Source organism: Marinobacter sp. C7 (assembly GCF_022343555.1).
In the GTDB taxonomy this organism is placed as follows: domain Bacteria; phylum Pseudomonadota; class Gammaproteobacteria; order Pseudomonadales; family Oleiphilaceae; genus Marinobacter.
The window spans coordinates 1-11,750 of sequence record NZ_JAKQZH010000001.1; the positions used below are offsets into that span (position 1 = coordinate 1).

The window sequence follows — 11,750 nt, forward strand, 5'->3', positions numbered from 1 at the left end:
CCCCAGGCCCTGGAAGAGGAGGGCGGGAGTGAACCGACCACCTACCACAACTTCTTCAACGTGGTGCCGGCCGACCGGACCTGGAGACCAACAACCACACACAAACCTTTGATGGATGGCCCCCAGATCGCCATCGTCACCGGACCGGAAGGCGAGGAAATCCACTGCGATGCGCACGGTCGGGTGAAAGTCCGTTTTCCCTGGGATCGGCACCTGCGGCCAGGCGCGGTGGCGAGTGCAAGCAACAACGAACACAGCAGCGCCTGGCTCCGCGTCAGCCAGGGCTGGGCCGGCGGCCAGTATGGCTTTATGGCGTTGCCCCGGATCGGCCACGAGGTCATCGTGAGCTTCCTCGACGGCGACCCGGACCAGCCCATCATCACCGGACGCACCTACCACGCGACCCATCAGCCACCGTACGAGTTGCCGGCGCACAAGACCCGCACCACCCTGAAAACCAGCACCCACAAGGGCGAGGGCAGCAACGAACTGCGCTTTGAGGACGAAGCCGACCAGGAACAGATCTACCTCCATGCCCAGAAGGACCTGGACCTGCTCACCGGGCACAACCGAACCGAAGTCATCCGCAACGACAGTCACCTGACCGTGGAGAAGGATCTCCTCAGCCACACCAAAGGCAGCGGCCATCACACCGTGGACGGTGAAAAGCGTGAACAGACGGGCAAAGACCACAGTTTCAGTGTCTCTGGCACCCTGCACCTGAAAGCCGGGAGTGCATGGCTCACCGAATCCGGCACGGAAGTGCACATCAAAGCCGGTCAGAAAGCTGTGATCGAGGCCGGTGCTGAGATCACGCTCAAAGCCGGGGGCAGCTTTGTAAAGATCGATCCCGCTGGCGTTGCCCTGGGGGGCGCGAGCATCAGGATGAATGCCGGTGGCTCAGCGGGTAAAGGCAGCGGGCAGCAGGTGAGAGTGCCGGCATTGCCGGGACGTGTTACCGATGATGGCGTCAGCGTGGCGCCTGCTCAGCGTGCCAATGTCAGTCAGCGATCGGATGCGACGCCCTCGTCCAGCCACAGGACTGCGCTGCTGATGGCCGCATCGGAACGGGCACCTGTGCAGCAACTCTGTCAGAAGAAGCTTGATGGCACATGTGATGTCCGCAACTGCCCCTGTACCTGACATGTATGAGGCGACCCCGGGTTTCCAGCATATCCTTGAGTGGCAAGGCATTACCTCGGACCACCGCTGTCTGCTGATCATCGACGCCGCCCGCTATGAAGAAGGTGAGGTGCTCCGCCAGATTTATACCCTGGATGATGATCCGGACTGGCTATGGCTGTTTGACCAAACGCCTTTTGAACAGGACAGAGACGCCGGCCCCATTGTGGTGGACACCACTCTCGACAGCGCTTTGGCGCAGGACGCCGCTGGCAGATGGGCGGCGGATGAAGCCGTGCTGGTACTCGTGTCCGACCGGGAATCGGGTACGGCACTGGCCGGTTTCCGACAAAGTCTGCTGGTTCAGTTGGATCAGTATGGGCCGTGCTTCCTTCGCCCCTACGACAACCGCTTTCTTGCGATGCTGGCTGAGCATCGGCCGGAAGAGCTCGTCAGCCTGATTGGAAAAGGTGATTTGCTGATGTGGAGTATTGATCGGGAAGGCGTCACCGAATGGTCGGGTACGATAGGTACCAGCACTGATTTTCGTGGCCTCGGTCATACACAGGATGCTTCCTTCGAACGGCTTCTGGGCTCGGTGCGCGGCCTTCCCGGATAATTGTCAGGATCGGCCTGCTCAGGATAGTGCGGGCCTGAAGAAAAGGAATTTCAATGATGTCAGCCATCAAGGCACCACCCTGTACACCCTCCCGGACCTTCTGGCTTGAACTGGCCGGAGAACACTCCCTGGCGGGCCATCACTATTGCCTGCAGGAGCGGCCCGATGAGCAGGTAAACGTGATTCCCATGGAGCCCTGCGCCGATCGCAGCGGTCGAATGGGCCCCATCCTCGCGGGTCATCTGGAAGCAGCCGGAAAGCGGTCACTTGTGCTCGAACTCCGGGGTGACCGGGAAAAGGTCGTTATTCCGGTGATTGAAGATGATGAAATTGGCCCCCTGACTTTGAGGCCTCCTCAACGGCAGTACCAGGACAACCTGATGGTTGCCGTTCATCCAACCCTGTTCTGCGATGCCGGCGAGCTGACACGGCCCCGGCCCGTTAGCGGTTTTGCTGAGGCTACCCCCGCGCCCATGCGCAGCGGCTGGATCTACGTGTTTTTCCATGGCCGACTGTGGCGGGAGCTTTCCGTCATGACGGTACCTGATGGGGCACCGGTCATGCGCGACACTGATCTCGCATCGATCCGGGAGAGTGATCTCGAGGGGACGAACCATCGGGCGCCGGTCGGGCCGGAGATCGACGTCATCCACATACCCGCGCGCCTGCTTGGACGTGATGTTCAGGATGAGGTGCAACTGGCGTTCAGCGAAACGCAGTGGTCGTGGAAATACGTCCTCGCCCTTGAGGAGGATCGTTCACTTCGTGATCACCGATGCCGGGATGCCCGGGCCGTCCGGGCATTCCTCAAACGCTATCCGGGGCATCCGGGAAGCGATTGGTGCCGGCTCGATGACCTGCCGCCCATGCGCGCGAGGGAGAGTGTGATTGAACGCGATCACACCTGCCCTGGCCACTGGTTGCGAGATGTGGAAGGCCGGGAAACCGCAGCGGCTCGGGAGGCACTGGTGGTGCAACGAGATGCCATCGAGTCGGATGAAGCGAGTGTCGATGTTGATTATTTTATTGACACTCCGACCCTGTTCCCGAAATGGCGCCATGACCATCTCCGGGGCATCGCCTTGCCTGAAATCGCTGAAGGTGCTGACGCGTTGGAATCCCTCCGGAATCGTCACCTTCTGACCCTTCATTTACGGGATCCTCTACAGGCTGCACGTCATCTTGTGAGTCAGATCAATGGCTCCCTCGCGCTGTTGCTGGCCCTGGTGGATAACGTCAAGAAACGCCCCTTTGGTGTCACCGCCGAGCTGTTCCACAACAACTTCCGGCGCAGCGTGCTGCCCGACGGCCGCGAGAATCCGCTCTATATCGACGGTGGCTGGTTCGATAACCGGCTGGATGACAGCGAGGACGGCCGGCTCCGTCGGACCATGTATGACGTCGAACGCAAAGCGATCCGCGAGTTTGTGAAGGAGGCACAGACGGCGCTTGTCCGCCTGCTGGAGAATGAGCATCCGGAGAATCTGACCGCGGTTATCCGTGACCTGTTTGCACTGGAGTCCGGCAATGCCGTGGCCGGTTTCTACCAGGCATTGCCCCTCCTTCAGGTGCTGTCTCTTCCGGCGGATCGCATTGACCCGTTGCTGTTACCCCAGGAGGCTCAAGAAGCAGGACAGAAAGCTGAGGTACTGGCGCTCAGTATCGCTTCCGGAGAGCACCCGTTAGGAGCGATGTTGCTCCCATTCACCAATAACACCCAGGCATGTGTGGTGGGCAACGCGACTGCCGAAACCCTGGAGGCGATGGTTGCTGCCCTGGATGATCGAGGCCAGGCTTTACGGGTGCTGGAAGCTAACGTTGTCCGGGAAATTCATGATCATCAGCTGGAGAGTCGGGCGCCGGAGACCACGGCCATTCTTGCCGGGACGAAATCAGCAGCCAATGCCTTCTCCGGTATCGCTGGCGGCATCGCCCAGTGGTGGCTAAGCACGGTCCAGCAAGAACTCCAGCAGAAAGGGGCCACATTTTCTGCAGAGGTCACCCGGATCCGGGGTGCCTTCGAAGGGTTTGCACAGGCGGCAATTCCGGGCCGCACCCGGGTTCAGCTGGAGGGTGCGGAAGAGGGCCGGGCTTTTGTGGTGCTTGAGGTTGTGGATGAAAGTGGTCAAACCCTGACCTCTGGTGCCGCCGTGGGTGCGTCCCTGAGGCTGGCGGAGGCCGATGCTTTTGATGGCGCGGTCAAGGACCAGAGAGTGCGGCACTGGCTGCACCAGAGCACCACCAGCCCGGTGGGGTTGCCGGGGATTCTGGTGATGTTTGATTTGTGGAATTTTGCGGTGGCATTTGACGCACTGGACGCGCCGAATTCCCGGAATGTAATGGGCTTTCTCAGTGCTGCTTCCGATCTGGGAGTAAGTGCTGCACAACTGATTGCTTTGTTGCCAAATAAATCCCAGAGGCTTGAATTCGAAGTCGCAAAATGGAAAAGGGAAGCTAGATGGTTCACCAGTCTTGCAGAGCAATTTGGTTCGAACGACCGTTTTGCCAATTCTGTTGTGCGTAGTCGGGTTGAAGCGGGCGGCTGGTTGGCCGGTATGTTCACCACGGCATTGATCCTGAGTGACGCTGTGAATTCGACTTTAAACCGCCGCTGGGGAACTGGAATGGCACAGTTAGTCCAGGCCGCTGGTGTGGCTACGTCGACTAGCGCGGATATTATTGCAGCCCGGATATTAACTCCGGCCGGCCGACGCGTTGTTGAGCGACCATCGGTAAAAGCGGTTCAAACCGCACTGGGGCGCTTGATGCCAGTCGCTGGAAGTTGGGGAGGCACGGTAGCGTCTGGTTATGTTACGGCCTTGGGCTTTGCCATCTATGTCGTGGGCGAAGCTGTCTACTATCGACTCAAGGATGATGCCGTCAGCCAATGGCTCCGGGTAGGCCCCTTTTCGGGCGACCCGGAAAATAGGGATGAGACGCTCGAGGATGAAGGCACCGCCTATATCGATCTCATCAAAGCGATGACCCCTGTGGCGCTTCGAAGGATTGAGAACGAACGCATGTCCGAATGGCTGAATGGGCATGGACTAAGTGCATGGGAGGGCCATGCACAGAGTGTCCTGAGCTTTGCCAGTCCCGCCCTGGCGATCACCGGTGAGCCCGCCGACATTGAACTGGATATCGTCTTTGAGCAGAAACTGTATCGAATCCTTGGCCCTAATCCGGCGGGTGGCTGGCAAACCGAGACGCTGGCTACCCGTTCTGGTCGAATTGGCCGGGGAATTGAAGAGCGCTACGACCCCGATCGTCAGGCTATTGACTTCCTTATCGCGGGCACCCAGTTGTCGGCTTTGAGCCCCGACGGGCGTTATGAGCGGCTAACTACCCGCTATAGCGTGAAGCGTTTGTCGCTTACTTTCAGTGTGGATGTCTGGCATCGAGAAACACAGAAATACACAACTCGGAAAGTGATTCATACCATGGAGGACCTGGATGTCGAATGGCAAGATTAATTCGCCGCATCAACCTGTTGAGTATGGCGATGAGGCTTTCCGATCCGGTGCAATTCCGAAGCAGAAACCACTAGAAGATCCAGGCGGTTTTTCCAAGGCGTTGGAAGGAGGGGATTTTATAGAGCGTCTGCCTTGGGGGCATTACGCTGGGCTGGATATCCACTTGAAACCTGGCTCGGTCAGGATTTACCAGAAAAGATCCAAGGGTAATGGGGCGAAGCATGTGGCGGGTCCCAAATGGACTCATCGAGTCATGCCTGCGGACTTTATCAAAACCCGGTGGCAGCTTTTATTGATGTTCGCGGGTGGATTTGCAGACCAATTTATGTTTCGTTTCTGGATGTTCTGTGCCATTGCCACTTTCTTCGCTGTAGCGATTCAGGCCGGGATTGTGGCTGCGCTCACTCACGCCACATTTCCAATAATTGCCATAGTCTGTCTTCACCTCTTCTTCCGCTACCCCTTCACCTGGTTCCTCGAACGCCACCCCGACTTCATCGTCAAGGACCTGGGCTGCGGCTTTTTCCGCCCGACCGGAATGGTTCGGTTCCGCACCTGGCGGGAGGAAACCTTTGAGGCGCCCTTTATCGAGTTCGATCCCTACATCTCCTTTCACGTGAATCCCAAAGGCCCCACCAGTTGCAAGCTGCAGCTTCGCCACCGCTACAGTGGCTGGCAGACGGCGGTGGCGTCGGTTCACTCGACCCTCAAGCACGAACTCTATGCCCATTGGGACGAGCTGCAACGTTATATGGATGTGAGTCAGCCGCTGCCAGACATACCAGCTCTCGAGCCGTATCGGCACCTTGATCCCACCACCGCCGAGTACGATGCCGCGGGCAAACGGGGCCGCCCGGCAGATTACTGGGCCGCGCTGGATCTGGAATGGTGGGAGCGGGAAGGCTATCCGGCCCATCTCGATGCCATACGGGAATTCCCGTGGCATCAGCTACGGGACCGAATGCAGGACAGCGTGCCGAACCTGAATGCCGGTGCCATGGTGTGAGATCGGTTGTAATGCGGTGCCTGCGGCTGGGCTCAACGCGGATTGAGCTGCCCGATGGCCGCGGGGACCGGATTGGCACAGGCTTCTCGGACAAAGAACGAGCCCGGTGACGCTCCAACACGGCGATGTTGACCGACGTCAAGATGACACGGTACCGGGTTTCCTAGACTGATCATGAGAATATTATTTCCCTGTGGCAGGAGCCAAACATGTCCCTCGAAAAACACGACCTGGTGCGCGAATTACCCGAATCCCGCGAAGCCATCCACATGCTCAAGACAGGCAGTTCGCACTTTGCCAAGCTGTTTGATGACTATCACGAGCTGGACCACGAGATTCATCGGATCGAAAGCGGTGCGGAAAGCACGTCGGATGAATACCTCGAGGACAGGAAGAAACAGCGTCTGCATTTGAAGGATCAGCTTTACTCGATGATTCGCGAGTACGAGGCATCACTGGCCAGCTGATTTCCGGTCTCTGATCGGTCAAAAAAACATCATCCGCACGTAACGCTCCTTGTGAAGACTGGGCTTGCTGTACCATTCATGTCACAAGGAGTTGGTTATGAAGATGCGCACTTATGCCGGCCTGCTGGCAGGCGTGTTGATGTTGTTCCAGACTCAGGCGTCGCCCGGGGGGCAGTCTGAGTCCTGGGTGCCGCCGGGGTTGGGGCAATGGAAGGAATCGCCCGAAACCATCGAGCTTGGGCCGCGCCCCCAGTGGCTGGTGGCAGACATGGACGAGGGGCCACTCAAGGATCGGCTGGAAGCCTGCGATATCCGGAACATGAAACGAACGGATTTTTCCATCGGCCACCGCGGTGCGCCATTGCAGTTTCCGGAGCATACAGTGGAATCCTATGTTGCCGCCGCCAGGATGGGGGCGGGGATCGTTGAGTGCGATGTCGCGTTCACCCGGGATCGCCAACTGGTTTGCCGTCACGCCCAGAATGATCTGCACACCACCACCAACATCGTCACCGTTCCCGAGCTGAATGCCAAGTGCACACAGCCGTTTGTACCCGCGGACCCGGTCACCGGCACGCCGGCCAGGGCAGAATGCCGGACCAGCGATATCACCCTGGCTGAATTCAAGAGCCTCAAGGGCAAGATGGATGCGTACGACCCCATGGCAACAACACCGGAAGAGTATGTGCGGGGCACGGCGGACTGGCGCACGGACCTGTATGCCAGCCGGGGGCAGTTATTGTCTCATCGCGAGAGCATCGAGCTGTTCAAGGCGTTAGGGGTGAAGTTCGCTCCCGAGCTGAAGACACCTGTGGTGGAAATGCCGTTTGAGGGTGATTACACCCAGGAAGATTATGCCCGTCAGCTGATTCGTGAGTATGAAGAGGCGGGGGTAAGGCCGGACCGGGTCTGGCCGCAGTCTTTCCTGCTTGAGGATGTCCTTTATTGGGTGAATCACACACCTCTCTTCGGCGCACAGGCGGTGTTCCTCGACCAGTCCCCCATTGCGCCGGAGACCAGCTCTCTGGCCCATATGGAAAGCCTCAAGGCCATGGGCGTTAATATTCTCGCACCGGCACTCTGGAAAATGCTGAGCCTGGATGGGCACCGGCAAATTGTCCCGTCCGACTATGCCGAGAATGCCAGTGCTGCCGGACTGGATATGATTGCCTGGACAGTGGAGCGCAGTGGCCCGTTGGCAAGCGGCGGTGGCTGGTACTATCAGACCGTTTCGGATGCCATCAACAATGACGGCGACATGATGACGGTGATTGACGTGCTGGCCCGTGATGTCGGTGTGATCGGTATCTTCTCCGACTGGCCCGCAACAACAACGTTTTATGCCAATTGTATGGGACTGGCAAACAGGCATTAGAACCCATGCCGGAAAAAGCGTTCGCTGGCGAGTGTGTATTACGCCAGCGAATCCCATGGATGGAAGGTGAATAAATCTTAGTCCGGTTTTAACCCCCCGCAGCGTCAAATCCCGATACGGTGGTTCCAAGCAATCGCGAATTACCCGAGGCGATTGTCGGTCAAGGCGAAAGGAAATCAACCACAAAGGGAGACGCGCTATGAGCTATAAAGCACGTTTTGCGTATGCCACGGTTCTGACTGCAGCGGTTGCCACGGCCCCCGCGGTCTGGGCCCAGGAGAGTGTCAGCCGTGATCCTGCCGGACCGTACATCAGTGGTAGTTACGGTGGTTACAAGTCCCACGGCGGTGAGTTCGAGGATGAGAACGACCTGCTGGGTGTTGCGCTGGGCTACCAGTTTACGCCCTTCTTTGCCCTTGAGGCGGAGTACATCGATTTCGGCAACTTCGGCGAAGATGATGTGGATGCCAAGCTTAAGGGCGCCGGGCTCAGTGCGGTCGGGCGGTTGCCGCTGACGGACAGCTTCGGGGTCTACGGCAAGGCCGGTGCGTTCGTCTCCGCACTGGATGTCGATGCGTTTGACGAGAGCGAGACCTACGATGAAGTCAGCCCATTTGTCGGCGCTGGCGTGGATTTCCGGGTTACGCCACAGTTAACGGCGTTCGCCGAATACAACCGCTATAACGTTGATGTGGACGAGGACGATTTCAACGGCCAGGTCACCAATGACGGTCCGGAGTTCGATACCGGCCGGGTTGGCCTCAAGTACCAGTTCTAACGGGTTTCAGGGCGCGGCCAGGGAACGGCTGCGCCCTGTCTCGTCTGTTACTGCACGTTCTCCAGTTCACCGAACCGGTCGGCAAACAGCGCGGAGGACAAGTACCGCTCTGCCGAATCCGGCAACACCACCACGATGTTCTTGCCCCGGTGTTCCGGTTGCTTGCTGACGCGAATCGCGGCGACCACGGCAGCGCCGCAGGAAATCCCGCACAGAATGCCTTCTTCCTGCATCAGCCGGTGGGCCATGTCCATGGCTTCTTCGTTGGATACCGCTTCCACCTGATCTACCAGATCCAGATCCAGGTTCTTGGGCACGAAGCCGGCGCCGATGCCCTGGATCTTGTGGGGAGCCGGCTTGGGCTCCTCTCCGTTCAGAGTCTGGGTAATGATCGGAGAGTCAGTCGGTTCGACGGCCACCGAAAGGATCTTCTTGCCCCGGGTTTCCTTGATATAGCGCGAGACCCCCGTCAGGGTGCCGCCGGTGCCCACGCCGGCCACGAAGATGTCCACTTCGCCGTCGGTGTCGTTCCAGATTTCCGGGCCGGTGGTGTCCTCGTGAATGCGGGGGTTGGCCGGATTCTGGAATTGCTGGGGAAGGAAGTGATTGTCCGGATCAGAGGCAAAGATTTCCTCGGCCTTGGCGATGGCACCGGGCATGCCCTTGGCCGGTTCGGTGAGCACCAGTTCGGCGCCCAGGGCCTTGAGCACCTTGCGGCGTTCCAGACTCATGGAGGCCGGCATGGTCAGGATTAGCTTGTAGCCACGGGCGGCCGCCACGAAAGCCAGTGCGATGCCGGTGTTACCGCTGGTGGGCTCGACAATGGTCATGCCGGGTTTCAGCGTGCCCCGTTTCTCTGCGTCCCAGATCATGGCAGCGCCGATCCGGCATTTTACCGAGTAGGCGGGGTTGCGCCCCTCGATCTTGGCCCAGATGGTGGCGCCGTCACTGACGCGGTTGAGTTTGACGAGCGGCGTGTTGCCAATCGACAGGGAATTGTCCTCGTAGATTCGTGCCATGGCTTTTTCCTCCTTTTTGAGGCCATCATAGCACCGGATCGCTGCCCGTGGGGCCGGGGCTGACCATCCTTTTTCAGCCCAGTTCGCTCTTGAGCCAGGCAGAAAGCTGGGCGGCGGGCATGGCGCCGCTCTTGCGGGCGATCTCGCGACCACCCCGGAACAGGATCAGGGTGGGGATGCTGCGGATACCATGCTGACTTGACGCCTGCGGGGCCTGTTCGGTGTTGAGCTTGGCGAAGGCAACCTGGCCCGCCCAGTTGCGGGCGGCCTGTTCGAACTCCGGTGCCATGGCTTTGCATGGACCACACCAGCTGGCCCAGAAATCGACGAGTACGGGCAGGTCGGACTGGCCGGTAAAACTGGCCATGGAGATATCGTCCAGGTTGGCCACATCGCCACCCAGCAACGCTTTCTTACAGGCTCCACAATTGGGCTTGTCACCCAGTCTGGCTGCCGGTACGCGGTTGGTTCTCAGGCAATGGGGGCACTTGATCTGGAGTGGATCAGACATCGGGAACTCCTCGGGGAATGGGTCTGATTACCAGATAGTAGCCCCGATGCCGGAATTCAAGCCCCGGGTCAGTGATTGACCTCCCGGCCGGTGTAGTCGGAAAAATCCGGTTTTTGCGACTGGTGCTGGTCATCGGTCATGTAGGCCGAGGTCAGCACGAACTCTGCGGTGGCGCGGTTACAGGCGACCGGGATGTTCCAGAGCGCGGCAATGCGCAGCAGGGCCTTGATGTCCGGGTCATGGGGTTGGGGTTCCAGTGGATCCCAGAAAAACACCAACAGGTCAATCTCGCCTTCGGCTATCTTGGCACCGATCTGCTGGTCCCCGCCCAGCGGGCCGCTCAGCAGGCAGTTGAGATCGTCCCGCCCGAGACTTTCCCGTAATAGCCGGCCGGTGGTGCCGGTGGCGTAGAGGCGAAGGGGGGCGAGCCGGGTCCGGTTCTCGTTGGCCCATTCCACCAGTTCCTTTTTCTTGTTGTCGTGCGCCACGAGAGCGACGGATTTTACGGCCATTTGCGGTAAAGTCTCCTGTTATGGATCAAGGTCGGCAGTCAGTGTTCCACAGCCTGACTGACTACGAAATAGGAAAGAAGGTTTATGAGCACCACGCAGTTTGACTGGCAACACACTCCGGCGGCGACCTGGCGCCGCCACCGCTCGGGTCTGCGAGCGATACGGCGACTGGACCCGATCAGCTGGGACGATCTCAAAGGCATCGACCGGCAGAAGCAGGGCCTGGCCCGCAATACCGAGCGCTTCCTGGCCGGTGAGCCCTCCAACAATGCACTGCTCTGGGGTTCCCGGGGCACCGGCAAGTCGTCGTTGATCAAGGCCCTGTTGAACCGCTATCGGGATCAGGGGCTGCGTATGATCGAGGTGGACAAGGACGACCTGGTGAACCTGCCCGAGATCGTCGATGACATCTGTGATTTGCCGTTCCGCTTCGTCATCTTCTGTGACGACCTGTGCTTCGATGTCGGCGAATCCGGTTACAAGGCGCTGAAGAGTGTGCTGGAAGGTTCTCTAGAGCTGCCGCCGGAAAACGTCCGGGTCTACGCCACGTCCAATCGCCGGCACCTGATGCCGGAGTTCATGAGCGACAATCTCAAAAGCGAGGTACGGGACGGCGAACTGCATCCGGCGGAGGCGATCGAGGAGCAGGTGTCCCTGGCGGACCGGTTCGGCCTGCAGCTGTCGTTCTATCCGTTCGCGAAGGACGTTTACCTGCAGGCCATTGATGCCCTATTCCCCGAGGTACAGGACCGGGAGGCCCTGCACCTGGAGGCGATCCGTTTTGCCACCGGCAAAGGCGTGCGTAACGGCCGGACTGCCCAGCAGTTTTTCCGGCAGGTAGCCGGAGATCGCCGGTTCCGTTGAGGCG

The 11,750-nt window shown here is 59.3% G+C and carries 11 protein-coding genes; 8 read left to right on the top strand and 3 right to left on the bottom strand.

Translation table 11 applies throughout. The features are described from left to right. The 7 genes from MD273_RS00005 to MD273_RS00035 all read left to right on the top strand — a co-directional run. A partial coding sequence (locus tag MD273_RS00005; protein ID WP_239035732.1) for a type VI secretion system Vgr family protein occupies window positions 1-1,143 on the top strand: 1,143 nt, incomplete at its 5' end. Then, window positions 1,106-1,741, top strand: a complete 636-nt coding sequence (locus tag MD273_RS00010) for a DUF4123 domain-containing protein (RefSeq protein WP_239035733.1) — start codon at window positions 1,106-1,108, stop codon at window positions 1,739-1,741. The genes MD273_RS00005 and MD273_RS00010, both read left to right, overlap by 38 nt. Before the next feature lie 53 nt (window positions 1,742-1,794). Next, window positions 1,795-5,214, top strand: a complete 3,420-nt coding sequence (locus MD273_RS00015; RefSeq protein WP_239035734.1) for a hypothetical protein — start codon at window positions 1,795-1,797, stop codon at window positions 5,212-5,214. Between the two features lie 325 nt (window positions 5,215-5,539). Then, the gene (locus MD273_RS00020) at window positions 5,540-6,220 is read left to right on the top strand and encodes a hypothetical protein (RefSeq protein ID WP_239035735.1); all 681 of its coding nucleotides are present in this window, start codon (window positions 5,540-5,542) and stop codon (window positions 6,218-6,220) included. 209 nt (window positions 6,221-6,429) lie between these two features. Then, window positions 6,430-6,687 carry an HP1242/YdcH family protein gene (locus MD273_RS00025; protein ID WP_239035736.1) on the top strand — a complete coding sequence of 86 codons (258 nt, stop codon included), beginning with the start codon at window positions 6,430-6,432 and terminating at the stop codon, window positions 6,685-6,687. Window positions 6,688-6,784: 97 nt separating this feature from the next. Continuing rightward, entirely contained in the window at window positions 6,785-8,062 is a 1,278-nt protein-coding gene (locus MD273_RS00030) for a glycerophosphodiester phosphodiesterase family protein (RefSeq protein WP_239035737.1), read from the top strand. Window positions 8,063-8,261: 199 nt separating this feature from the next. Next, on the top strand, window positions 8,262-8,840 hold the full coding sequence (locus MD273_RS00035; RefSeq protein ID WP_239035738.1) for an outer membrane beta-barrel protein: 579 nt from the start codon (window positions 8,262-8,264) through the stop codon (window positions 8,838-8,840). Between the two features lie 47 nt (window positions 8,841-8,887). Here MD273_RS00035 and cysK read toward each other — a convergent pair whose 3' ends face one another. From cysK to MD273_RS00050, 3 genes are all read right to left on the bottom strand, one after another. Further along, a complete protein-coding gene (cysK, locus tag MD273_RS00040) occupies window positions 8,888-9,859 on the bottom strand; it encodes a cysteine synthase A (RefSeq protein WP_239035739.1) in 972 nt (323 codons plus the stop codon). Between the two features lie 73 nt (window positions 9,860-9,932). Continuing rightward, window positions 9,933-10,370 (bottom strand): thioredoxin TrxC, encoded by a 438-nt coding sequence (gene trxC / locus MD273_RS00045; RefSeq protein ID WP_239035740.1) that lies wholly within the window; start codon window positions 10,368-10,370, stop codon window positions 9,933-9,935. Window positions 10,371-10,438: 68 nt separating this feature from the next. After that, on the bottom strand, window positions 10,439-10,882 hold the full coding sequence (locus tag MD273_RS00050) for a methylglyoxal synthase (protein ID WP_239035741.1): 444 nt from the start codon (window positions 10,880-10,882) through the stop codon (window positions 10,439-10,441). A gap of 84 nt (window positions 10,883-10,966) precedes the next feature. On the opposite strand from MD273_RS00050, the gene MD273_RS00055 reads away from it, so the two are divergent. Beyond that, complete coding sequence (locus MD273_RS00055; RefSeq protein WP_239035742.1) at window positions 10,967-11,746, top strand: ATP-binding protein; 780 nt, start codon at window positions 10,967-10,969, stop codon at window positions 11,744-11,746. Window positions 11,747-11,750: the final 4 nt, after the last annotated feature.